At 70.4% G+C, this 22,195-nt stretch carries 17 protein-coding genes and 7 pseudogenes; 12 read left to right on the top strand and 12 right to left on the bottom strand.

What is annotated here, in order from left to right:
• Positions 1-4 precede the first annotated feature (4 nt).
• The 3 genes from AB0I77_RS05575 to AB0I77_RS05585 all read right to left on the bottom strand — a co-directional run bounded on the left by AB0I77_RS05575 (position 5) and on the right by AB0I77_RS05585 (position 4,141).
• The gene (locus tag AB0I77_RS05575; protein WP_363281044.1) at positions 5-1,270 is read right to left on the bottom strand and encodes a sugar ABC transporter substrate-binding protein; all 1,266 of its coding nucleotides are present in this window, start codon (positions 1,268-1,270) and stop codon (positions 5-7) included.
• Positions 1,271-1,513: 243 nt separating this feature from the next.
• Complete coding sequence (locus AB0I77_RS05580; RefSeq protein WP_363281045.1) at positions 1,514-2,761, bottom strand: ROK family transcriptional regulator; 1,248 nt, start codon at positions 2,759-2,761, stop codon at positions 1,514-1,516.
• A 126-nt stretch (positions 2,762-2,887) separates the two neighbouring features.
• The gene (locus tag AB0I77_RS05585; RefSeq protein ID WP_363281046.1) at positions 2,888-4,141 is read right to left on the bottom strand and encodes an FAD-binding protein; all 1,254 of its coding nucleotides are present in this window, start codon (positions 4,139-4,141) and stop codon (positions 2,888-2,890) included.
• Positions 4,142-4,324: 183 nt separating this feature from the next.
• Between AB0I77_RS05585 and AB0I77_RS05590 the strand changes: the two genes are divergently transcribed.
• The 5 genes from AB0I77_RS05590 to AB0I77_RS05610 all read left to right on the top strand — a co-directional run bounded on the left by AB0I77_RS05590 (position 4,325) and on the right by AB0I77_RS05610 (position 10,643).
• Entirely contained in the window at positions 4,325-5,644 is a 1,320-nt protein-coding gene (locus tag AB0I77_RS05590) for a radical SAM protein (RefSeq protein ID WP_363281047.1), read from the top strand.
• A gap of 192 nt (positions 5,645-5,836) precedes the next feature.
• Positions 5,837-7,315, top strand: a complete 1,479-nt coding sequence (locus tag AB0I77_RS05595) for a cellulose binding domain-containing protein (protein ID WP_363281048.1) — start codon at positions 5,837-5,839, stop codon at positions 7,313-7,315.
• A gap of 252 nt (positions 7,316-7,567) precedes the next feature.
• Positions 7,568-8,671: a ribosome small subunit-dependent GTPase A gene (rsgA, locus tag AB0I77_RS05600; protein WP_363281049.1), complete on the top strand. Its 1,104-nt coding sequence runs from the start codon at positions 7,568-7,570 to the stop codon at positions 8,669-8,671.
• A 77-nt stretch (positions 8,672-8,748) separates the two neighbouring features.
• Positions 8,749-10,149, top strand: a complete 1,401-nt coding sequence (locus AB0I77_RS05605; RefSeq protein ID WP_363281050.1) for an AlkA N-terminal domain-containing protein — start codon at positions 8,749-8,751, stop codon at positions 10,147-10,149.
• Positions 10,149-10,643: a methylated-DNA--[protein]-cysteine S-methyltransferase gene (locus AB0I77_RS05610; protein WP_363281051.1), complete on the top strand. Its 495-nt coding sequence runs from the start codon at positions 10,149-10,151 to the stop codon at positions 10,641-10,643. The genes AB0I77_RS05605 and AB0I77_RS05610 overlap by 1 nt, the downstream gene beginning before the upstream one ends.
• A gap of 32 nt (positions 10,644-10,675) precedes the next feature.
• Here the strand turns inward: AB0I77_RS05610 and AB0I77_RS05615 are convergent.
• The 4 genes and pseudogenes from AB0I77_RS05615 to AB0I77_RS05630 form a co-directional block, all read right to left on the bottom strand.
• Positions 10,676-11,011 (bottom strand): annotated as a pseudogene (locus AB0I77_RS05615) (leucine zipper domain-containing protein); the annotation flags it as partial.
• A 28-nt stretch (positions 11,012-11,039) separates the two neighbouring features.
• A complete protein-coding gene (locus tag AB0I77_RS05620; RefSeq protein WP_363281052.1) occupies positions 11,040-11,987 on the bottom strand; it encodes a nuclear transport factor 2 family protein in 948 nt (315 codons plus the stop codon).
• Positions 11,988-12,050: 63 nt separating this feature from the next.
• Positions 12,051-12,770 carry a YceI family protein gene (locus tag AB0I77_RS05625; protein WP_363281053.1) on the bottom strand — a complete coding sequence of 240 codons (720 nt, stop codon included), beginning with the start codon at positions 12,768-12,770 and terminating at the stop codon, positions 12,051-12,053.
• Between the two features lie 149 nt (positions 12,771-12,919).
• Positions 12,920-13,850: pseudogene (locus AB0I77_RS05630) on the bottom strand (SDR family NAD(P)-dependent oxidoreductase).
• Positions 13,851-13,955: 105 nt separating this feature from the next.
• Between AB0I77_RS05630 and AB0I77_RS05635 the strand changes: the two are divergent.
• From AB0I77_RS05635 to AB0I77_RS05650, 4 genes and pseudogenes are all read left to right on the top strand, one after another.
• Positions 13,956-14,531 carry a TetR family transcriptional regulator gene (locus tag AB0I77_RS05635; protein WP_363281054.1) on the top strand — a complete coding sequence of 192 codons (576 nt, stop codon included), beginning with the start codon at positions 13,956-13,958 and terminating at the stop codon, positions 14,529-14,531.
• 12 nt (positions 14,532-14,543) lie between these two features.
• Positions 14,544-15,145: pseudogene (locus tag AB0I77_RS05640) on the top strand (LLM class flavin-dependent oxidoreductase).
• A 36-nt stretch (positions 15,146-15,181) separates the two neighbouring features.
• A pseudogene (locus AB0I77_RS05645) lies at positions 15,182-16,522 on the top strand (aldehyde dehydrogenase family protein); the annotation flags it as partial.
• Between the two features lie 143 nt (positions 16,523-16,665).
• On the top strand, positions 16,666-17,472 hold the full coding sequence (locus AB0I77_RS05650; protein ID WP_363281055.1) for an SGNH/GDSL hydrolase family protein: 807 nt from the start codon (positions 16,666-16,668) through the stop codon (positions 17,470-17,472).
• Between the two features lie 84 nt (positions 17,473-17,556).
• On the opposite strand, the gene AB0I77_RS05655 is transcribed toward AB0I77_RS05650, so the two are convergent.
• On the bottom strand, positions 17,557-18,132 hold the full coding sequence (locus tag AB0I77_RS05655) for a PadR family transcriptional regulator (RefSeq protein WP_363281056.1): 576 nt from the start codon (positions 18,130-18,132) through the stop codon (positions 17,557-17,559).
• Between the two features lie 125 nt (positions 18,133-18,257).
• Here AB0I77_RS05655 and AB0I77_RS05660 point away from each other — a divergent pair, with 125 nt between their 5' ends.
• Positions 18,258-18,650 carry a nuclear transport factor 2 family protein gene (locus tag AB0I77_RS05660; RefSeq protein ID WP_363281057.1) on the top strand — a complete coding sequence of 131 codons (393 nt, stop codon included), beginning with the start codon at positions 18,258-18,260 and terminating at the stop codon, positions 18,648-18,650.
• Between the two features lie 203 nt (positions 18,651-18,853).
• Here the strand turns inward: AB0I77_RS05660 and AB0I77_RS05665 are convergent.
• From AB0I77_RS05665 to AB0I77_RS05675, 3 genes and pseudogenes are all read right to left on the bottom strand, one after another.
• Positions 18,854-19,206: pseudogene (locus AB0I77_RS05665) on the bottom strand (transposase); the annotation flags it as partial.
• 401 nt (positions 19,207-19,607) lie between these two features.
• Complete coding sequence (locus AB0I77_RS05670; protein ID WP_363281058.1) at positions 19,608-20,045, bottom strand: hypothetical protein; 438 nt, start codon at positions 20,043-20,045, stop codon at positions 19,608-19,610.
• Entirely contained in the window at positions 19,975-20,436 is a 462-nt protein-coding gene (locus tag AB0I77_RS05675; protein ID WP_363281150.1) for a hypothetical protein, read from the bottom strand. The genes AB0I77_RS05670 and AB0I77_RS05675 overlap by 71 nt, the downstream gene beginning before the upstream one ends.
• A gap of 427 nt (positions 20,437-20,863) precedes the next feature.
• Between AB0I77_RS05675 and AB0I77_RS05680 the strand changes: the two are divergent.
• Positions 20,864-21,028: pseudogene (locus tag AB0I77_RS05680) on the top strand (F420-dependent methylene-tetrahydromethanopterin reductase); the annotation flags it as partial.
• Between the two features lie 61 nt (positions 21,029-21,089).
• Here AB0I77_RS05680 and AB0I77_RS05685 read toward each other — a convergent pair.
• Entirely contained in the window at positions 21,090-21,572 is a 483-nt protein-coding gene (locus AB0I77_RS05685) for a DUF456 domain-containing protein (RefSeq protein WP_363281059.1), read from the bottom strand.
• Positions 21,573-21,745: 173 nt separating this feature from the next.
• Between AB0I77_RS05685 and AB0I77_RS05690 the strand changes: the two are divergent.
• Positions 21,746-21,886, top strand: a pseudogene (locus AB0I77_RS05690) (protein phosphatase 2C domain-containing protein); the annotation flags it as partial.
• Positions 21,887-22,195 lie beyond the last annotated feature (309 nt).

The raw sequence follows: 22,195 nt of genomic DNA on the forward strand, positions 1-22,195 counted from the left end.
CGGTCTATCCGAAAAGCTTCTTGAGCTCGCGGTTCACGGCCGCGTCGGCCTTGTCGAGCGAGGCCTGAGGGTTTCCGTTCTTGCGGACGCTGTTGGCGAAGACGTCCTCCAGCGCGGTGATCATGGCCTGGGTCCAGCCGATGTTGTCGAAGTGGCCGAACTCGTTGAAGAGCTTGACGCCCTCGGCCGGCAGACCCGACTTGAGCTTGGTGGCGCTCTCGGCGATCGAGGTGCGCGGCGGGATGTGGAAGCCGAAGGAAGTGGCCCACTCCTCCTGGTACTTCTTCTGGTCGATCCACAGCCACTTCACGAACGCCTTGGCCGCGTCGACGTTCTTGCCCTTGGCGTTGACGAACATCGACCAGCCGCCGTTGTAGACCGACTGTTTGCCCGAGTCGATGGTCTTCGGGAACGGGAAGACGCCGATGTCGTCGCCGAGGACCTGCTGGAACTGCGGCATCGCCCACATACCGCAGAACTGCATGGCACACAGGCCCTGGTTGAGCGCGGAGGGGTCCCAGTAGTCGGTGGGGGCGTCGAGGAGAAGGTCGCCGCTGGTGAACAGCTTGCGCATCTTCTTCAGGCCCTCGACGACGCCGTCCGTGTGGTAGGCGATCTCGTTCTTCTCGTTGAGGGTGTCCGCGCCCGCCGACCAGATCATCGGGCTGATGACCGCGTGCAGGTCGTTGCCGAGGTACAGGCCCTTGACCTTGCTGGTGGTGAGCTTGGCGGCGGCCTCGATCAGCTCGTCGAGGGTCTGCGGGACCTCGACGCCGGCCTTCTCGAAGAGCGAGGGGCGGTAGAAGAAGAACTGCGGGTCGTCGATCATGCGGACGCCGTATATCTTCCCGTCCACCGTGTGCGAGGCGATGTCGGCCGGGTTGAAGTCGTCCTTGACCGGATCGATGATGTCGGTCAGGTCCGCCACCTGACCGCTCTTGACCATCTGGATCTGCGGGTGGAACTCGAACAGGTCGGGCGCGCTCTTGGTGAGCAGCGTGGCGAACAGCTTGCTCTCGAAGTCGGAGCTGGTGATCCACTGCGTGGTCACGTTGGCCTTGTCGTAGGCCTTCGCGTACTTCTTGATGGCCTGCTCGGTGCCGGCCTCGCCGTACGCGTGGAAGAACTGGGTCAGGTTCGTGCCCGAACCGCCGCCGCCGCTGCGGCCGTTGTTGCCGCCGCAGGCGGCCAGCCCGCCGGCCGCGGCCAGGCCCATGGCGGCTCGCAAAACGTTTCTGCGGTCCCAGTTGCTGTTGCTCAATGCCGACATGTGACGTCCTTGTCTCGTGTGCGCGGCTGCGGCTCTTCGGCTCAGCGCCAGATGGCTGAAAGGAGGGTGCGGTGCGGGACGTTAACCTTCGGCTAAGGCTTCGGCAAGGGGTTGGACGAAGCCTGTTCGAAGCGTTGCGTAGTGTTCGGGATACCGGACGTGACAAGGAGCGGGCCGCCGCCGAAGCGGCCCGCGGACTCGTCGAAGGGGGCTGAACTCCCCAGGAAGAGGAGGCTGAACTCCCTAGGGAGACGGTGCGGAACGGGTCCTTGCGCGCGGCGTGCGCTTCGCGCTCCGCTGTCCGACCGACTGGAGCGCGCCTTCGAGCGCGAAGGTCGCCGCACCCAGGCACGCCGGATCGGTGGGGATGGGGGAGAGGGCGATCTCCGTGGCCGCCATCGGCCGCTTGAGCGCGTGCCGGGCGACGGCCTCGCGCACCTCGGCGACCAGGGGTTCGCCCAGCGTGGCCGCGACCCAGCTGCTGAGCACGACCACTTCGGGGTTGAACAGGTTCACCAGGTCGGCGATGCCGGCGCCGAGATACCGGGCGGTGTCGCGGACCACCTTGAGCGCCACCGGGTCGTGCGCCGCGACCCCGCGGGCCAGCGCGTCGATGGTGGCCGTCTGGTCCTCCGGGTGCAGCAACGCGCTGCCGGGGCTCAACTCCCGCAGATTCAGCATGATTCCGGGCGCGCCGACGTACGTCTCCACACAACCGTGGTTCCCGCAGTGGCACAGCCGTCCGTCCAGGACGATCGTGGTGTGGCCCCACTCGCCGGCGCTGTTGCTCACCCCCCGGTGCAGCCCGCCGCCCAGGAGGAGCCCGGCGCCCACCCCGGTCCCGAGGTTGACCACCACCGCGTCCCCCCGCCCGCGCGCGGCCCCGAACCACAGCTCGGCCACCGCGACGGCGCGCAGCGAGTTGTCCAGGTACAGGGGATAGGCGATGTGCTCGGTGAGGAGGTCGAGCAGCGGCACGTCGTGCCAGTCCCAGTTGGGCGCGTACTCCGAGATCCCGGTGGCCCGGTCCACCTGCCCGGGCATGCTCACGCCGACGCCGAGCACCCGCGCGCCCTCGACCCCGGCCTGCGCGACCACCGAGCCGACGGCGGCGGCGACATGGCCGACCACCTGCTCGGGGCGGCTCTCGCCGGGGCGCATGTACTCGTCGGCGCGGGCCAGGACGTTCAGCGCGAGGTCGAACAGCTCGACATGGACGTACGTCTCCGCGATGTCGACGCCGATCAACGCGCCCCCCGGCGCGTTGACGGCCACCAGACCCCGGGGCCGGCCGCCCGCCGAGTCCTCGAACCCGACCTCGGTGATCATCCGCAGTTCGAGGAGCTCGCCGACCAGGGTGGCGACCGTGGCGAGGCTCAGACCGGTGGCGGCCGCCAGCTCCTGCCGGGAGGTGGGGGCCTCGGCGATGATCTGGCGCAGCACCTCGTAGCGGTTCGCGGTGCGGATGTCCCGTGATGTGCCGCGCCTCATCGGACTCCCCTCGCTGACAAGACCGGCGCAAGGCTATGGGCTGCGCCGACGTTCGACAAGGGGTTAGGAAAGGGGCTTTATAAAGTGCCTCGGTGCTTCTTTGTGCTTCTTGCCGGTTGGCCGAAGTCAGTCGGCGAGGACCGCCCGCACGAAGGGGTTGGCGAAGGTGCCCGTCGGGTCGAGCTCCTTCGCCAGCCGCCGGAAGTCACCGAGCCGCTCATAGTGCCCGCGCAGCTCCGTCGCCGGGACGGTGAAGACCTTCCCCCAGTGCGGCCGGGCGTCGAAGGCGTCCAGGGCCTCCTCCAGCCGCCGTACCACCGGCAGCACCGCCGCCGTGTCCTCGATCCAGGTGAAGTGCAGCGCCACCGTGTCCCGTCCGTACGCCGGGCTCAGCCACTGCTCGTCGGGGGCGACGGTCCGCACCTCGCAGGTCTGCAGCAGAGGGGCGACGGTCTCCCGGATCCCGTCGATCGCATACAGCGCGTCGAGGGCGTACCGGCGCGGCAGCAGGTACTCCGACTGAAGTTCGGCGCCGCTGCTCGGCGTGAACTCGGCCCGGAAGTGCGGCAGCCGCTCGTGCCACGGCCCCGCCACCCCGAACTGCTCGGTGCAGTTGACCGCGGGCATCCCCGGCACCGGGTGCATCTTCTCGGTGGCGGGCGCGGCCCAGGGGAAGGCGGGCAGCGGCTGGTCGGTACGCCGCTTCAGCCACACCTGCCTGAAGCCCGGCGCGCGCCAGTCGGTGAACAGGCTGACGCTGTACGCGGCCGCCATCACCGTCTCGAACGCGTCGAAGTCCAGCCCGGTGAGCGGGAACTCGGTGAACACATGCTGCTCGACGTCGAAGGAGGGCTCAAGATCGAGGGTGAGCGCGGTGACGACGCCCAGGGCGCCCAGCGAGGTGACCGCACCGCCGAAACGGTCGTCCCCCCTGCCGATGACCACCGTCGAGCCGTCCGCCGTGACGATCTCCACCTCGCGCACGGCCGACGCCAGCGCACCGTTGCCGACCCCCGAGCCGTGCGTGCCGGTCGCCACCGACCCGGCCACCGAGATGTGCGGCAGCGACGCCATGTTGGGCAGGGCCAGCCCGTGGGCGTGCACCTGATGGGCCAGTTCCGCGTACCGGACGCCGCCTCCCACCCGTACCGTACGGGCCGCCATGTCGACGTCGATCTCCGGCGGCAGCGCGGCCAGCGACAGCAGAACGCCGTCGGCGCCCGGCTCGGCGATCTCGTTGAAGGAGTGCCCGCTGCCCAGCACCCGGATCCGAGCGCTGTCCGCGACGAGTGCCCGTACCGCGTCGAGCGAGTGCGGCCGGTGCAGCTCCTTGGCCGTGTAGGTGATGTTGCCGGCCCAATTGGTCACGGTCTCGGTCATCCCGTCGCCCCTCCCCGGGGAATTCAGCGCCTGGCATGGAAACCAGGAGTTCACCGCTGGAACGTACCTCGGCCGGCCGCCGCTCTCCCACCGGGGACGACGCGAGAGGGACCCGGCCCGTGCGATGTCCGAGCGAGGGCATACCGTGAGGAGTCGTACACCCGAGCCGGGAGGAGACACGGGATGGGCAGCCGTACCGCACTCGTCGAGGATCTGATGGAGCGGTTCCCGCACGTGCCGAGGGAAGCCGTCTTCAAAGAGGATCTGCTCCGGGGCGGGGTGGCGTTCGACCCATCGGCCCTCAGTGACAATGAGGACGGGGAGATGAAGCCGAAGTCGTACTTCATCTTCTCCTTCGACCACGGCACCCTCCCCGAACTCGGCGAGGCCGCGCTCAGGCGCCCGCCGGAGGAGATCATCCTCACAGGGGGGCCGTACGACCTGCGCCGGACCGTCGTGTCGGTCCGCGTGAACCCGTCGTCGCCGTACCGTGTGGCCGCCGACGCGGACGGCGTGCTCGGGCTCTACCTCGACGGGAAGCGGATCGCCGACGTCGGTGTGCCGCCCATGCCGGAGTACTACCGGCACACCCTCGCCAGCGGGAAGTCGGTGATGGAGGTCGCCCCGACGATCCAGTGGGGCTACCTGATCTACCTCACAGTCTTCCGCGTCTGCCAGTACTTCGGCGCCAAGGAGGAGTGCCAGTACTGCGACATCAACCACAACTGGCGCCAGCACAAGGCCGCCGGGCGGCCGTACACCGGGGTGAAGGACGTCGAGGAGGTCCTGGAAGCCCTGGAGATCATCGACCGGTACGACACCGCGAAGGTGTCCACCGCCTACACGCTGACCGGCGGCGCGATCACCAAGACGGTCGCCGGGCGCGACGAGGCCGACTTCTACGGCCACTACGCCAAGGCCATCGAGGAGCGCTTCCCCGGGCGGTGGATCGGCAAGGTCGTCGCCCAGGCGCTGCCGCGCGACGACGTACAGCGGTTCAAGGACCACGGCGTGCAGATCTACCACCCCAACTACGAGGTGTGGGACGAGTACCTGTTCAAGATGTACTGCCCCGGCAAGGAGCGCTACGTCGGCCGCGACGAGTGGCACAAGCGGATCCTCGACTCGGCGGAGATCTTCGGCGCCCGCAATGTGATCCCCAACTTCGTGGCGGGCGTGGAGATGGCCGAGCCCTTCGGCTTCACCACGGTCGACGAGGCCATCGCCTCCACCACCGAGGGCCTGCGCTTCTTCATGTCGCACGGCATCACGCCCCGCTTCACCACCTGGTGCCCCGAGCCGACGACCCCGCTCGGCAAGGCCAACCCGCAGGGGGCACCGCTGGAGTACCACATCCGGCTGCTGGAGGCCTACCGCGCCACGATGGACGACTTCGGTCTGTCCTCACCTCCCGGCTACGGCCCTCCCGGCCCCGGCCGCGCGGTCTTCTCCGTGAGCTCCTTCATGGACAGCCTCTCGGAGCTGGAACCGGTCGAGGTGTAACCCGTCCCATCCGGATCGATACTTCTTGGCCTTCCTTCCGTATAACTCACTGAACAACGTGGCTCACCGGATTTGAATAGCGAGCTTGTCAGTTGTGCAGGAGACGTGAAAGGGTCGTCTCCTGCCGTGAGGTTCCCCCCAACTCCTTTGTCGTTATGGCGAGTTGGCCTCACATGTGAATGCAGGAGACCTATGCCCGACCTGCCGACTCCCCAGAACACCGCCGAGGCCGCGCTGTTCTCCGAGTGCTGGGATGCCGTGCTCTCCTACGCCGACCTGTGCACGTCCGGCTCCACGGCGGCCACCCAACTGGCCACGGAGGCATTCTCCCTCGGCATGCGCGAGGCCCGCGCCGCGGAGGCGACCCCGGGCCGCTCCGCCGGCCGCCGCCCGGCCCGCCTGCCCAGGATCCCGCTGCTCCTGACCGCCGTCCGCAACACGGCGGCCACCTGGGAGAGCCAGGGCCACGGACACCGGCTCGACCCGGAACTGCGCCTGTGGCTCAACTCCGACAAGGCCACCCGCTACACCGGACCGCCGCTGCGGCGTCCGCTCGCCCTGCGCGGCCTGCGTGACCTCCAGGAACCGGACGCGGCCCTGCTGTGGCTGGCCGAGGTGGAGGCGCTGCCGCTGTCCGTGGCGGCCCGCCGGCTCGGCCTCGATCCGGCCGCCGCGGCGGAGGAACTCGACCAGGTCCGGGGCCTGTTCCGGGACCGCTGCCACCGCAACCACCTCGACACGCCGATGGACGCGCAGTGCCGCAGCTACGCCCGGCTGCTGGACGCGGTCACCCGCTCGCCCGCCGCCGACACCCCGAAGGACCTCTCCCGGCACCTCGCCCGGTGTGTGGAGTGCGCGGAGGCCGCCTCGTGCCTGCGGCTGCACGGGGGCGGACTGCCCGCGGCCCTGGCCGGCGGAGTGATCGGCTGGGGCGGCCTCGCCTATCTGGAGCGCCGTCGAAGAGCCGCCGAGGTGCGGCTCGGCGCCGGACGCCCGGGCCCGGCCGACAGCGAGCCCCCGAACCCCGGCGCGCACAAGGCGCGCGTGGTGCGCAACGGACTCCTCGTGGCGGCCGTCCTCGTCTCCCTGCTGGCGCTCGCCGTCTCGATGATGCCGGGCGGCGGCACCGACAACGGCGCCGTGTCGCCCGGCGACTCGGCCGACCGCGAGCCGGTGGCCCAGCCCCGCCCGTCCGCCCCGCCCGCCTCGTCCGCTGACACGAGTCCGTCCACCTCCCGGGAGCCGTCGGACACCGGCGCGCGGAGCACGTCCCGGCCGTCCGCCGGGAAGAACCCCGCCACCACGGCCCAGGGCACTTCCCCCTCCGCCGCCCCCGGCGCTGACAAGGGCGAGGCCCCGGCCTGCCGGGTCCGGTACGAGCTGGTCAGCGAGTGGCCCGACGGCTTCCAGGCCACGGTCACCGTCACCACCGTCCGGGCCCTCGACTCCTGGCGGGTCGCCTGGTCCTTCCGGGACGGCCAGAAGGTCGGCCAGATGTGGGACGCGAGCTTCGCCCAGAAGGGCTCCCGCGTCACCGCGACCGCCGCCGACTACAACAAGTCGGTCCGCGCGGGCGGCAGCCTCGCCCTCGGCTTCCTCGCCTCCCGGCAGGGCGAGAACACAGCGGCGTACGACTTCACACTGAACGGGCGCAGCTGCGCGAAGGCGTGAGGGTCTCCGATATTCGGTGGCAGCCCGGTGAGCGTCCCTCTAGGGTGAGGTCTGCTTCGCGCGGCCGCCGTTGGCTGCCGCTGTCGGCTGAGTGTCGAGTGAGGAACGGGAGGTGTGACCGATGGCTGTCTCTGTGATGGGCGCTGCCCGTAACCAGAAGATCATCCACTCCACCTCCGTGGCCACCGGCTGACAATTCCTCTGCGCGCTCGTGCGCGCGGCTGCCGGGGCCGCCCCTGTGAAGGGCCACCCTTGACTTCCACCTCTGCTTTTTCCACCTCTTCCGCGCTCGTTCCCTACGGCTGGGACGAGGCGTGGGCGGACGAGTTCGCCCCCTACGAGCCCGACGGACTGCTGCCCGGACGCGTGATCCGGGTCGACCGCGGGCAGTGCGACGTGGTCACCGACGACGGACTCGTGCGGGCCGACACCGAGTTCGTCGTCCCCCGTGACCCGATGAAGGTCGTGTGCACGGGGGACTGGGTCGCCGTCGACCCCGAAGGCAGCGACCCGCGCTATGTACGGACGTATCTGCCACGCCGTACCGCCTTCGTCCGCTCCACCTCCTCCAAGCGGTCCGAGGGGCAGATCCTCGCGGCCAACGTCGACCACGCGATCGTCGCCGTGTCGCTGGCCGTCGAACTCGACCTCGGCCGTATCGAGCGCTTCCTCGCCCTGGCCTGGGAGTCCGGCGCGCAGCCCGTGGTCGTGCTGACCAAGGCCGACCTCGTGCCGGAGGCGGCGACGCTCGCGCATCTCGTCCAGGACGTGGAGACGGCCGCCCCCGGTGTGCCGGTGCTGGCGGTCAGCGCCATGGACGGGGACGGGCTCGACGTCCTCGTCGCCCTCGTGTCCGGGGGTACGTCCGTGCTGCTCGGGCAGTCCGGCGCGGGCAAGTCCACGCTCGCGAACGCGCTGCTGGGCGAGGAGGTCATGGACGTCCGGGCCACCCGGGACGCCGACGGCAAGGGCCGTCACACGACCACCACCCGCAACCTGCTCGCGCTGCCCGGCGGCGGTGTGCTGATCGACACGCCGGGGCTCAGGGGGGTCGGCCTGTGGGACGCCGAGAGCGGGGTCGGTCAGGTCTTCTCCGAGATCGAGGAACTGGCCGAGCGGTGCCGGTTCCACGACTGCGCGCACGAGGCGGAGCCGGGGTGTGCGGTGCTCGCGGCCCTCGAGTCCGGTGAGCTGCCCGAGCGGCGGCTGGACAGCTACCGCAAGCTCATCCGGGAGAACCAGCGGATCGTGGCCAAGACCGATGCGAGGGTCAGGGCCGAGCTCCGCAAGGACTGGAAGCGGAAGGGGGCGGAGGGGAAGGCGGCGATGGAGGCGAAGCGGGGGCGCTGGAAGTAGGGCACCCCGCGTTGGTCGATTCGACGTCCGAATTCCGCTAGCCGGTGCTCTCCTCACGGTCGACACTGGAGAGCGTGATGGACGAGGACACCAGGTACGAAGCGGTGCGGAGCCGGGACGGGCGGTTCGACGGGGAGTTCTTCTTCGCCGTCGAGACGACCGGGATCTACTGCCGGCCCAGCTGCCCGGCGGTGACGCCGAAGCGGCACAACGTCCGGTTCTTCGCGACGGCCGCCGCCGCGCAGGGCTCGGGATTCCGGGCCTGCCGGCGGTGCCGGCCGGACGCGGTGCCCGGCTCCGCCGACTGGAACGTACGGGCGGATGTGGTGGGCCGGGCCATGCGGCTGATCGGCGACGGCGTCGTCGACCGGGAGGGCGTCGCCGGGCTCGCCACGCGGCTCGGCTACAGCGCGCGGCAGGTGCAGCGCCAGCTCACCGCCGAGCTCGGCGCCGGACCCGTCGCGCTCGCCCGCGCCCAGCGGGCACACACGGCGCGGGTCCTGTTGCAGACCACCGACCTGCCGGTCACCCAGATCGCGTTCGCGTCCGGATTCGCCAGCGTGCGGCAGTTCAACGACACGATGCGGGAGGTGTACGCCTCGACGCCGAGCGAACTGCGGGCCGCCGCACCGCACGGCGGCCGCGCCTCCCGCCGTGCGGCCACGCCGACCGCGGGGATCCCGCTGCGGCTCGCCCACCGGGGGCCCTACCAGGCCGGCGCCGTCTTCGACCTGCTGGAGAGCGAGGCGGTGGCCGGGGTGGAGGAGATGAGCGGGCCGCGCGGACGGCGCACGTACCGCCGTACCCTGCGGCTTCCGCACGGCACCGGCATCGTCGCCGTCGACGAGCGGCCGGGCCGGGCCAGGTCCACGTCCGGTGCCCACCCGGGCGGCTGGCTGGACGCCCGGCTGCAGCTCACCGACCCGCGTGACCTGACCACCGCCGTACAGCGGCTGCGGCGGCTGTTCGACCTCGACGCCGATCCGTACGCCGTCGACGAGCGGCTCGGCGCCGACGACCGGCTCGCCCCACTCGTCGCCGCCCGCCCGGGCCTGCGCTCGCCGGGCGCCGCCGACCCGGAGGAGCTGGCGGTGCGGACACTGGTGGGGCGGGCCGAGGCCGAGCGGCTGGTGCGCGGCTACGGCAAGGCGCTGGACTCCCCTTGCGGCAGCCTCACCCACGTGTTCCCCGAACCGGCCGTCCTCGCCGAGGCCGAGCCGGACGGTCCCCTGGGCGCGCTCGCCAGCGCCCTCGCCGACGGCGCCGTACGACTGGATCCGGGCGCCGACCGGGAGGACGCGCAGGCGGCACTGCGCTCCGTGCCCGGTCTGGACGCCCAGACCGTCGCCGTCATCCGCACCCGTGCCCTCGGCGACCCGGACGTCGCCCCGCCCGGCCCGGACATCCCCGACACCTGGCGCCCCTGGCGCTCATACGCCCTGCGACACCTGTGCGCAGCAGGAGAGTTGGAGTACTGATGACCATCGACACGCACTACACCACTGTGGACAGCCCGGTCGGCCCGCTCCTCCTCACCGCCGACCCGGCAGGCACCCTGACCTCGCTGTCCGTGCCCGGCCAGAAGGGCGGCCGCGGTGTCCAGGACGGCTGGCACCACGATCCCGGACCCTTCCGGGAGGCCGAGGAACAGCTCGCCGCGTACTTCGCCGGTGAACTCAAGGAGTTTCGGCTGGAGTTGCGGAGCGAGGGCAGCGAGTTCCGGGAGAGGGTCTGGGCCGCCCTCGACACCGTGCCCTACGGGGCGACCACGACGTACGGCGAGATCGCCGCACGGATCGGCGCGCCCCGGGCCGCCGTACGGGCCGTCGGCGGCGCGATCGGCGCCAACCCGCTGCTGATCCTCAGGCCCTGCCATCGGGTGATCGGGGCCGACGGTTCGCTGACGGGGTATGCGGGCGGGCTGGAGCGCAAGACGAGGCTGCTCGCTCTGGAAGGCGCTCTGGGTGCCTAGGTGTCTGAGGTGCAGGGCTGGTGGTAGGCCCATTCGCCGGGCCGGGAGCGTTCGTAGCGGCGGACGGGTTCGCCAGTGACCCGGTCCAGCACGGCCAGGGCGGGCAGGCCATGGCGCTGGAGGATGCGGTGGGCGGTGGACGTGGCGATCCGGGCACGGGCGGCCAGACGCAGCGGTCCGATGCGGTGCTCGCGCCGCATCCGCACCACCTCTGCCTCAATCGTGGCGGGCCTCTGCCGGGGTGAGCGGTGGGGGCGGCTGGAGCGGTCGTGCATGCCCTCGGCGCGGTGGTGGCGGTAGCGGCGGGCCCAGCGGGCGGCGGTGGTGTGGCTGACCTGGAAGCGTTCCGCGGCCCGCCGCTGGGGCCATCTGACAAGCCCGCGTGGCGGAATGGGCTCAGAACATGGTGTTGTCGTTGAGGGGAGGGGTCGACGGCACGTCCTGGACGGAGTCCCAGTGCTCGAGGATCTTGCCGTCCTTGCCGACCCGAAAGATGTCCACGACGGCCTGGCCGCGGTCCCCGGGGCTGAGCCGGTAGTGGGCGTGGATGGCTACGAGGTCGCCTTCGGCGATGACGCGCTTGCGTTCCACGATCAGGTTCGGGAACTGCTGGAAGAAGTTGGTGAACTGCTCGCGCAGGCCGGCCGAGCCGTTGGGGATGGTGGGGTTGTGCTGGTAGTACTCCGGCGTCAGGTACCTGACCGCGTCGGGGTTCTTGTCGACGAGGAGTGTGTCGAAGTAGGCGGTGGCCACCTTCTGGCTGAAGGGGGTCATCCAGCGGGGGCCGGGCTGGTTCGTGCGCGGCTGGCTGACTGTGCCGAACATGTCGTTGCCGTTGACGGTGGTCTCCGGTACCGCCTGGACCACGTCCCAGTGCTCGGCGATCATGCCCTTCTTGTCGAAGCGGAAGATGTCGACCACGGACGAACCGCGGGTGCCGGACTCGGAGACCGGGTTGGAGTGCACCATGACCAGGTCGCCCTGGGCGAGGACCCGCTTGACGTTGTACACGTGGTCCGGGAACCGCGCGTGCCAGTCGCGGATGAAGTTCTTGATGGCCTCCCGGCCGTTGGGGGCCATCGGGTTGTGCTGGATGTAGTCCGCACGGATGTACTGGTCGGCGACGCTGAGGTCGCCTTCCTCGAAGAGCTGCCTGAGCACGTGGACGGCGACGCGCTTGTTGCGCTCCTGGACGTGAGGGCTCGTGCGCCAGAAGTCCGCGACGGCCCGGGAGGATGCCGGGCTGGACGCAGTGGCGGCGGGTGCGAACCCGGCCACGGATCCGACGATCGCCGTGGCCAGCAGAGCTGCGACGGCCTTCCTGGACAGGGAGGTGCTGTGCATGACGGTGTTCTCCAATACGGGAGCGATGAGCGATGCGTTACGTGGTGGCTGTGGGCGGCGGAATCACGCGGGGGTGAAGGCGAGGAGGAACTCGACGGCCCCCTCGTCCTCGACGGCGATCCCGCCGAAGTCCGGTGCGTCGATGCCGTAGTCGGCGAAGGTGACGGGGATCGAGCCGTTCACGCGGAAGCTGTCGGCGGTGCGCTGGGCGGTGAGGTCGAACGTGACGGAATTGGTCTGGCCGTGGATGGTCAGGTCCCCCGTGGCCTCGCCGGTGACCTGTTCGTTCACGTCCGGCACCGAGCCGAAGTCCACGGGCTCGGTGAGCTCGAAGACGGCGTTGGGATACCGCTCGGTGTTCATGACCCGGCCGCGGAACTGGCCGTCGCGTTGGCCGGAGTCGCTCCGCACCGAGGCCAGTTCGACGGTGAAGCTCCCGCTGACAGCCCGGGTGCCCTCGATCTCCAGCTCCCCGGTGACCTCTTCGGTACGGCCCACGGCCGTGACGTTCTGGCCGAAGAGCACCTCGTCGACGCGGTAGCCGGCCTGCGAGCCGCTGCCGACCCGCCACGCGCCCTCGACGCCCTCCCGCGCCTGCTCGCCGGAGCCGGAGCCGGAGGTGCTCTCCGGCGTGGGCGGTGGACTGTCGAGTGACAGCGCGGCTGGTGGATCGTCCTGGATGTAGTTGATGTAGACGTACGGGCCTCCGACGCCCACGAGGGCGGCGGCGGCAACGCCGACGATCAGCCAGCGCTTCCAGCGTCTGGGTGTGGTGCGTGCCATTGGTTCCTCCGAGAGGCAGATGGTCGGGTAGTCGATCTTGAAAGTTCAAGTATTGGCCTAAAAAAGTGCCTGTCGGTGACGTCCAGGGGCAGTGCGAGCCGCGATCCAGCGCGGCTTCGACGAACGAGCGGGGTTGACGCAATGGCGGGTCAGGCCAGGAGCTGCTCGGAGACCTGCCACAGCCGCGCGGCCGCCTCCGGGTCCACGGCGTGCGCGGCGACCCCGGTGTTGGTGCCGGGCCGGTGCGGTTCGGCCTCGTCGCAGTCCTCGAAATACCGGCCGGTGACACCGTCGACCACGGGCGACGCGGCCAGCAGCACCGAGTTCGCGGCCCCCTGCTCCACCGTCTTGAGGGTCAGCTCGGGTGGCTGCGTTCCCTCGCCGATGAGGGCCTGGAGGTGGGCTGTGAACTGCGCCATCTCGGCGTCCCCGATGTGGCGCGTTGACCGCGATCCCGTCGTCGGACCAGCGCCGGCCGGCCTCGACCGCGAACAGCACGTTGGCCGTCTTGGACTGCCCGTACGCGAGCCACGGGTCGTACGGCCGCTCGGTGAAGTGGAGGTCGTCGAAGACGACGGGTGAGAAGCGGTGTCCGCTGGAGCTCACCGACACCACCCGGGCGCCGCCGGCCGCCGCGAGCGCGCCGTGCAGCCCGGTGGCGAGGGCGAAGTGCCCCAGGTGGTTGGTGGCGAACTGCAGCTCCCAGCCCCGCGGCGTCCGGGTCTGAGGAGTCGCCATCACGCCCGCGTTGTTGACGAGGATGTGCAGCGGCCCTTGCCATGCGGTCACGAACGCCTCGACGGACGCCGGATCGGTCAGATCCAGGGAGGCGACCGTCGCGCCCTCGGAGCCGGTGGTGACCTTGATGTTCTGCGCGGTGCGGCGGCCGGCGGCCGTGTCCCGCACGGCGAGGACGACCTGCGCGCCGGCCCCGGCGAGCGCCCGGGCGGTCTCCACACCGATGCCGGAGGCGGCTCCGGTGACGACGGCGCGGCGGCCGGTGAGATCCGTGCCCGCGATGACGTCGGCGGCCGTGGATCCGGCGTGGAAGGGGGTGGTGATGCGTGTGCTCGTGGTCATGTCGGCACGTGCTCCCGGTTTGCTACGATCAAAAATCGGAGGCTCCTCCGCTTTGCTTGAACTTTAAACGGAGGAGCCTCCGATTGTCCAGGAGGAAGGAATGCTGTGGCCGGCAACACACGCGGACTGCGTGCCGACGCGCGCCGCAATCGGCAACGCCTGCTCGACGTGGCCGTGCGCGCCTTCTCCGAGCGGGGCACGGACGCGTCGCTCGAGGCCATCGCCAAAGAGGCCGGTGTGGGCATCGGCACGCTGTACCGGCACTTCCCCACCCGGGAGGCCCTCCTTGAGGCCGCATACCGCAACGAGGTCGCGCGGGTCTGCGACAGCGCCGAGGAACTGCTGGCGCAATACCCGCCCGACCAGGCGATGCGGGTGTGGATGGACCGGTTCATCGACTATCTGGCCACCAAGCAGGGCATGGCCGACGCGCTGAAGGCCGTCATCGCCTCCGGCGACTCGGACCCGTTCGCCGAGAGCCTGGACCGGATCAGCACGGCCATCAGCACGCTGCTGAAGGCCGGGGCCGAGGCGGGCGTCCTGCGCTCCGACGTCGACCCTCTCGACGTCGGCTTCAGCCTCGGCGGCATCCTGCTGATCACCACCGACAAGGGGCTGCGCGACCGCGCGGGCCGCATGCTCGATCTGCTCCTCGACGGACTCCGCCACCGCGCCGACTGAACTGGAGACCGCATGCGACTGGGCGTACACATCACCCGTTTCGACCACCCCGGCCCGGCCGCCCTCGGACCCGAGCTGGCCGCGGCGGGTGCGGCCGCGGAGGAGGCCGGCATCAGCCGGCTCTCCGTCATGGACCACTCGGCCTGCTCGTCACAGGGGTGACGTACCGTCATCCCGGGCTGCTCGCCAAGATCGTCACCACGCTCGACGTGCTCTCCGGCGGCCGGGCCTTCCTCGGACTCGGCACAGCCTGGTACCAGCGTGAGCACACCGGCCTCGGAGTGCCGTTCCCGCCGGCCGGCGAGCGCTTCGAGCGGCTGGAGGAGACCCTGCGCCTCTGCAAGCAGATGTGGGACCCGCAGGCCAACGGCCCCTTCGAGGGCAGGCACTACCGGCTGGCCGAGACGCTCTGCGTCCCGGCGCCCGTGAGCGCCCCGCATCCGGAGATCAACATGGATCCCGGCGGCACGCTCGACGGCTTCGCCGAGGCCATGGCCGAGTACGCCGCGCTGGGCATCGACGAAGCCATCGTCGCCCCGCCGGACGGCGCCCCGGCGCGCGGGATCGAGCACCGCGCGGCGCCGGCGGCGAAGGTGCTGGCCGGACTGGGCTGACGGCGTGACACAAGGTCCCCTCGTGCTCCACACCCCACGGTCGCGGAGGCCGACGGGGCGGATGTCGCCGCCGCGGTGGCCGCCGCCCGCGAGGCCTTCGACGCGGGGCCCTGGCCCCGGACAGCGGCCCGCGAGCGCGCCCGCGTGCTGCACCGGGTGGCCGATCTGGTGCGCGAACGGGCGGACGAGATCGCCGCTGTCGAGAGCCTCGACGTCGGCAAGCCCGTCTCGTTCAGCCGGGGGGTGGGCGTGGAGACCGTGGCCGAGACGTACGAGTACTACTCGGCGCTGGCGCAGAGCCTCGACGGAGCCACGCGGCAGGTCGCCATACCCGCCCACGCCTACACCCGCAGGGAGCCCATCGGCGTGGTGGGAGCGATCACCCCGTTCAACTTCCCGTTGGTCCTGAGCACGTCGAAGGTCGCCCCCGCGCTGGCGGCCGGCAACACCATCGTCCACAAACCGGCCGACGAGACTCCCCTCAGCGCGCTGCTGATGGCGGAGATCCTCGCCGACGCCGGCGTTCCCGCGGGAGTGGTGAACGTCGTCACCGGCAGCGGCCCCGTCCTGGGTGAGGCACTGGTGCGTCACCCAGGCGTCGACAAGATCGCCTTCACCGGGTCGACGAGGGTCGGCCGCCTGGCGGCGAGCATGGCCGGTGAACAACTCAAGCCCGTCACTATGGAGTTGGGCGGCAACGCGCCGCACATCGTCTTCGAGGACGCCGACGTCGGGAAAGCGATCGGCGCGATCATCAAGGCCTTCGTCTTCAACACCGGACAGTTCTGCATGGGCGGACCCCGGCTGCTGGTTCACCGGTCCCTGTACGACACCACGCTGGGCATCCTCGCCGACGCGGTTCCGGCGGTCCCCGTCGGCGATCCCTTCGACCCGGCCACCGTCGTCGGGCCGATGGCCGGCGAGCGGCACGTGGAGAACGTCGAGCGCTTCGTGAAAGCGGCCGTCGAGGACGGCGGCCGCATCGTCGTCGGCGGTGAGCGCTTGGAACTCAACGGCGGTTACTACTTCAAGCCCACCGTCATCGCCGGCCTGGACAACGACGCCCGCACCATCCAGGAGGAGATCTTCGGCCCGGTGCTGACGGTTCAGCCCTTCGACACCGAGGAAGAGGCGATCGCGCCGGCGAACAGCACGCCGTACGGACTCGCCGCCGGTCTGCGGACCTCCGACCTGGCGCGCGCCCATCGGGTCGCCGCGCGACTGGACGCCGGCATCGTCTGGGTCAACGACTGGGCCATGCTCGATCCCGCCGTGCCCTTCGGCGGCGTCAAGCAGTCCGGCTACGGACGCGAATCCGGGCCGGAGGCGCTGCAGGCGTACACGAGGACCAAGTCGGTCGTCATTTCCCTCGTCTGACCCCTCGACAGGGCCGGCGTCACTTTGCAGGAAGGTGAGCCGGCAGCTATCCTCCTACTCAACAATGCGACTAGGTGCCTAGTTGTTTAGAAATGGCCGTGTGCCACTTCCATCAGCAGCGTTGACGAGAGGCGGTCGGCCCCGTGTCGAGCAGTGGGTATCTGCGCTATGTCGCCCTGGGTGACAGTCACACCGAGGGGCTCGGGGACGGCGACGACGTCCGTGGTCTTCGGGGCTGGGCGGACCGGCTCGCCGAGCAGGTCGCCCGCCACAGCCCCGGCCTGCTCTACGCCAATCTCGCGGTGCGCGGCCGTAAGGCCGGTCAGGTGCGTGCCGAGCAGCTGGCTCCGGCTCTCGCGATGCAGCCCGACCTCGCCACCGTGGTGGCTGGGGTCAACGATGCGTTGCGCCCGGGCTGCGACCTCGACGAGGTGGCCGGCCATGTTGAGGCGATGTTCGCCGCCCTCACGGCGCAGGGCGCCACCGTCGCGACCCTCATGTTTCCCGATGTCGGGCGTATCACGCCGTTGGCCCGCCCGATCACTCACCGTGTTCTCGCACTCAACGCGCGCATCCGGGAGGCCGCCGACCGCCACGGCGTGGTGGTGGCGGAGACGGCCGCGCACGCGGCGGCGACCGATCCGCGGTTGTGGAGTGCTGACCGGCTGCACGCCGGCCCGCTGGGACACACGCGCATCGCGGCTGCCGTGGCCCAGGCGCTCGGTCTGCCGGGCAGCGACGACAAGTGGACCCTTCCCCTTCCGCCCGCGGGAACAGACATCTCTGTCTGGAGGACCGCGGGTGCCGAATTGCGCTGGGCCGGCACCTTCCTCGGCCCTTGGGTCGGCCGCCGCCTGCGTGGCCGCTCCTCCGGCGACGGCCGCCAGGCCAAGCGGCCGGCGCTGCTTCCGGTGGCCGCGTCCGCTGGGGACACCTCCCCATCGGTATGACGCTCTGGCCTGCGACGACGCCGGCGGCTCCTCGTGCTGAACTGCTCTTCACGTTGGCTGACTGTGTGGGTGGGACCGCCGCAGTCAGCCGTCGGCCCGGAGCGCGGCCGTGCGCTGTTCGAGCCTGCGCAGCGCCATGTCCCCCCACTGGAGGTTCTCCCGCTCGAACGACATCCCGCGCAGCAGGGTGAGATACGGGCCGATGCGCTCGGCCTCGGCGAAGTACGCCTCCTCGGAGCGCCCGTCGAGCAGGCGCTGCCGGAGCCGCTCGTAGCGGGCCAGCTTGGCGGTGGCCCACTCCATGCGCTCGGTGATGGCGGTCCGGACCGCTTCCATGTCGCCCGCTTCCAGGCACTGCACCTTGACAAGCAACTCGTCCCGGATCGCCGCCGGTTTGCCCAAGGGCTCGGCGGTGTAGGCGTGGACGGCCTTCCGCCCGGCCTCCGTCAAGGAGAACAGTCGCTTGTTGGGGCGGCGCTTCTGCTCGACGACGCGGGCCGTGACGAGTCCTTCGGCCTCCATGCGATCCAGCTCCCGGTAGAGCTGCTGAGGCGTCGACATCCAGAAGTTGGCGACCGTCGCGTCGAACGCCTTCGCGAGGTCGTACCCGGACGCCTCGCCCTCCAACAGCGCGGCCATCACCGCGTTCCGCAAAGCCATGGATGCACGCTAACAGATTAATCAACAATGTTGCTAATAATCACCCCATCCCTGTAGACAAGCCCGAACGACCCCCATACCCTCTATCACACCTATTAACATTTTTGAGTATCAGAGGTGGGTTCATGCATCCCTTCCGCAAGGCCGTCGAGAGCGGCGACCTGGACGCCGTGGCCGCTCTGCTGGCCGACGACGTCGTCTTCACCAGCCCCGTCACCTTCAAGCCGTACCCGGGCAAGGCGATCACCGCGGCGATCCTGCGCGGCGTGTTCCGGGTCTTCGAGGACTTCACCTACATCCGTGAGATCGCCAATTCCGACGGCCGCGATCACGCCTTCGTCTTCACCGCCACTGTCGCCGGCAAGCAGATCCAGGGATGCGACTTCCTGCACTTCGACGACGACGGGAAGATCGACGAGTTCACGGTGATGGTGCGCCCGCTCTCCGCCGCCCAGGCGCTCGGCGAGGCAATGGGCGCCCAGTTCGAGCAGATCGCCCGAGAGGCCGCCGAACAGTAACCACGACGACGCACTTCGACGGACTGCGCACCCTCCTGGCGGAGCGCCACAACGTCCCCGGCGGCTGCGGCACCTCCTTCCGACGAGGCCGCGGGCTGTTCGAGAGGCTGGGCGTCGCTGACTCGCTGCGCCCTGGAGGACGCCTTCCCCAGCAACCGCGCCCGCGTCGAGCGTTTCTTCGCGCTCGTCAGGGACGTGACGCAGCCGTCACGGCACACGACCTCGACGCCCGGATGCTCGCGCAGCCAAGCTTCCAGCGAGTCGGCGGTGCGGTCGGGCAGCACGTCGATCCGCTCATAGGTCTCGGCGTCGATCACCACGGTGGCATAGCGGTGCCGCCGACGCAGAGCGCAGTCGTCGACGCCGATCACGCGGGGCGTCCGCCCGGTGGGCAACGGGATGCGCAGCAGGGCGCGCAGGGCCGTGTGGCGAGCAGGCCCGCCGCGAGTATCGCCAGCAAACGAGATCCCGTCCGGCCCGCCAACTCCTTCACCACAGCGTTGACTTACCTGGCCAGACGGGCCGTGCGTCGCTGGTGACGCTCAAACACTCCGGGTGGGCGACATCGCCGCCTCGGCTACGCCCGAGCCTCGACCGCCCGGCAGTCCCTGGACGCAAGCTGGACTCCCTCGCCGAGGCCGGCGTGACCCGGGTCTTCTCCGAGAGGATCTCCACCCGCGCCACCACGCGCGCGAACTGGAGGTGTACGCGTCACCTCGCCCGAGGAGCTGAAGGCCGGCGACGTCGGTCTGGAGTTCCTCACCGGGGAGCTCAAGGGCTGCCACGATCCCTCCGGCAATCGTGTTCACCGCGCGGCGGCCATGTCCGATATGGAGCGCGAGTACATCCGCGACCGAACCCTGGAGGGCCACGAGAGGGCGCGAAGGGCAGCACCGCGGGCTCTGCCTCCCCCCTCGGGTGGCCGCTGACCTGCACATCGATGGCGTTGGCCAACGGTCACGAGGCCGGGTACGCCTGGTTGTAGAGGCTCCGCAGTGTGGTGGTGGCCTGGGCGTCGCCGTAGCACGGCGGGATCTTGCCGTCCTTGGCGTAGACGAGGTAGGTCTCACCGACGGCGAATTCCTGCCCGAAGGACTCCGCCTCACCTTCCTGGTTGTTGTTGATCCGGACGGTGGAGGTGTCTCCGCCGCGGTACCAGTGGTCGACCCGGAGGCCGACCTGGTCGCCCTTGACGGCGGTGACCGTGCCCTCGAAAGCGGTCGTGTACTTGTGCAGGGTCGCGACGTCCAGCGCAGCGCATGCGGTCATGGCGTCGCTCTTCTGGACGGTCAGGGTCAGCGGGGCGGCGGTGGCCGGCGGGGTGTCACCGCTCTGCGTGACTCCCCAGCTGATGCCGCCCCCGACCAGCAGGGCGGCGGCTGCCGCAGCGAGCATCAGGGGGCGGCGGCGGGCTCCGGTCGCGGTGCCGTGCGGGGTGCAGTTCGGTGTGGTCGGCTTCCCCGAGGTCCGGCGGCGGTGCCGTACGGGTCAGCCGCTCCACCAGCCGCAGCCGGCGTCCCTGCGCCCGGCGGGCGTTGGACAAACAGCCGCGTGCGACGCCGTAACACCAGGGCAGTACCTCGTCGGCGTCGACCGGTGGTCCCTCACCGAGGCCGGGCACGTCCTCGAGACGGCGCCACAGGACGAGCATCGTCTCCGCGAGGATGTCATCGACCGCGTCGGCATCCGCCCGACGCACCAGATATCGGTTCAGCGGCTCGGCGACCGCGCGCGCCAGCGCCTCAAAGCGGACCTCTCGGGCCCGGGCAAGCTCCTGCTCCAGCATGGATTCCACGCCTCCACCTGTCCGGCACCGGCCGGTTCCTTTCACTGCCGCGGGAGCGTCGTCACCACTGCCCAGGACAGACTGAGCCGAGACCGTCGGGGATTTTCGCATGGCCCCGGCTTCCGGTCCGCTGTCGCCCGCACGGCGAACATCGGATCACGGGACAGCTACCCGTACGCGTCGCTGCGACGTGGCTCCGGCGGAGTTGGCCCGGGTGGTCAGGAGTCCAGACTTCGGCATAGCGCCGTCCTGGTGCATGTGCTCCGTGTGCATGTGCTCCGTATGGTCTGCGCAGGCGCGGCAGGGCTCCTCCCTCAGGTCTCCTGACACAGCCGAGCCAGGGACGACGACCTGCGCGACGCGGGTGTCGTCGCCGAGTTGGGGTGTGACAACTTGTCGTAAGCGGGCCGACCTCGACATCTGCCATCTGGGCGGTACGGGTTCCGCGACCACGAACTTCTACAACAGCGCCTACAGCCGCCAGGGTTGGGCCGAGGTGGCGGCCGAGATTCGGACACGCTGGCAGGCCGGGGACCGGGACGGCGCGGCCGGTCTGGTCACCGACGAGATGGTGCTGGCCACCACACTGATCCCGGTCCTGGTCCGGTTCTGATCCGGTTCTGATCCCTACGGCGGGCAGGGTCCGTGCCCGCTCAGCCCCAGAACACGGCGCCCAGCCACGCCCCCATGATCAGCAGGCAGGTGAACAGCTCCGCGAGCACGCTGGAGCCGCCCGAGCGCATCGCCGTACGCAGCGCCGCCTTCGCCTCGCCGTGCCGGCCCAGCCGGAGCCGTTCGCAGAGGTAGATGCCGCCCATGAAGCCGGGGATCGCGCCGAGCACGGGGATCAGGAAGAAGCCGACGAGCGCCCCGACGCCGGCGTACACCCCCATCCGCGGGGTGGCGCCGCTCGCGCGCAGCCGTCTCGGCGGCAGTGCCCAGCGCACCACCTGGGAGAGGAACAGCGCGATGGTGGCGCCCACCAGCACGGCCCACGAAAGCAGCTGCGGATCCTTCAACGCCCACCACATGACCGCGGCCCACACCAGCCACGACCCCGGCACCCCGGGCACCAGCACTCCGCCCAGACCGAGCAGGATGACCAGCCCGACCAGCAGGAGGTCCACCACTCCCATCTGTCCAGAGTGCCGGAGCACCGGCCGAGGCGCAGATCCGTCGGACCGCCCGGCGGTTTCTTGGGGTCAGCTGTTCGACGACTCACTCGCCGCGCCGTTCGACACGGGGTGCCGCGCTCGGATTTTGCGGATGCCCCGTTTTCATTCAGCCCTCGCGGTGGACAATTAGGGGCATGAGCCAGCAGGGGGGAAAACCCACCGGTCACGAGGACGACTGGTGGGAACAGCTGTACAACGACTCCACCGAGGACACGGGCCCCACGGCCGCACCCGACTCACTGGACGACCGTTTCGCCTCGGCGGCGGGGGCGGTGGACGCTTCTCCGGCGGAGACGGATGGGGTTTCTGCGCGACGTTCTGGTGCGGATGGTGCCGCCGGTGCCGTGGAGGATCGGGTTGCGGGGTTGCTTTCCGGTGCCGCCGATCCCGTGGGGGGTGGGGGTCCGGAGCCGCGTTCCGGTGCGGCTGATGCCGTGGAGGGGCGGGGTCTGGAGCCGCCTCCTCTTGGTCCGGCGTCCCGTGCTGGCACTGGCACTGGCGCTGGCGCTGGCGGTGACGGTGGTGGTGGTGTGGAGGGTGGGGTTCCTGGGCCGCGTCCGGGTCTTGTTGGTCCGGTGGAGGAC

The organism is Streptomyces sp. NPDC050619, from assembly GCF_040654815.1.
Classification (GTDB): Bacteria; Actinomycetota; Actinomycetes; order Streptomycetales; family Streptomycetaceae; genus Streptomyces.

What these genes read in the sequence shown, in the direction of transcription:
- AB0I77_RS05660 (WP_363281057.1), top strand. Translation starts at nt 18,258, where the DNA reads ATGCATCCCTTCCGCAAGGCCGTCGAGAGCGGCGACCTGGACGCCGTG.
- AB0I77_RS05670 (WP_363281058.1), bottom strand. Translation starts at nt 20,045, where the DNA reads ATGCTCGCTGCGGCAGCCGCCGCCCTGCTGGTCGGGGGCGGCATCAGC.
- AB0I77_RS05580 (WP_363281045.1), bottom strand. Translation starts at nt 2,761, where the DNA reads ATGAGGCGCGGCACATCACGGGACATCCGCACCGCGAACCGCTACGAG.
- AB0I77_RS05655 (WP_363281056.1), bottom strand. Translation starts at nt 18,132, where the DNA reads ATGGCTTTGCGGAACGCGGTGATGGCCGCGCTGTTGGAGGGCGAGGCG.
- AB0I77_RS05590 (WP_363281047.1), top strand. Translation starts at nt 4,325, where the DNA reads ATGGGCAGCCGTACCGCACTCGTCGAGGATCTGATGGAGCGGTTCCCG.
- AB0I77_RS05585 (WP_363281046.1), bottom strand. Translation starts at nt 4,141, where the DNA reads ATGACCGAGACCGTGACCAATTGGGCCGGCAACATCACCTACACGGCC.
- AB0I77_RS05605 (WP_363281050.1), top strand. Translation starts at nt 8,749, where the DNA reads ATGGACGAGGACACCAGGTACGAAGCGGTGCGGAGCCGGGACGGGCGG.
- AB0I77_RS05575 (WP_363281044.1), bottom strand. Translation starts at nt 1,270, where the DNA reads ATGTCGGCATTGAGCAACAGCAACTGGGACCGCAGAAACGTTTTGCGA.
- AB0I77_RS05625 (WP_363281053.1), bottom strand. Translation starts at nt 12,770, where the DNA reads ATGGCACGCACCACACCCAGACGCTGGAAGCGCTGGCTGATCGTCGGC.
- AB0I77_RS05610 (WP_363281051.1), top strand. Translation starts at nt 10,149, where the DNA reads ATGACCATCGACACGCACTACACCACTGTGGACAGCCCGGTCGGCCCG.
- AB0I77_RS05620 (WP_363281052.1), bottom strand. Translation starts at nt 11,987, where the DNA reads ATGCACAGCACCTCCCTGTCCAGGAAGGCCGTCGCAGCTCTGCTGGCC.
- AB0I77_RS05675 (WP_363281150.1), bottom strand. Translation starts at nt 20,436, where the DNA reads ATGCTGGAGCAGGAGCTTGCCCGGGCCCGAGAGGTCCGCTTTGAGGCG.
- AB0I77_RS05595 (WP_363281048.1), top strand. Translation starts at nt 5,837, where the DNA reads ATGCCCGACCTGCCGACTCCCCAGAACACCGCCGAGGCCGCGCTGTTC.
- AB0I77_RS05685 (WP_363281059.1), bottom strand. Translation starts at nt 21,572, where the DNA reads ATGGGAGTGGTGGACCTCCTGCTGGTCGGGCTGGTCATCCTGCTCGGT.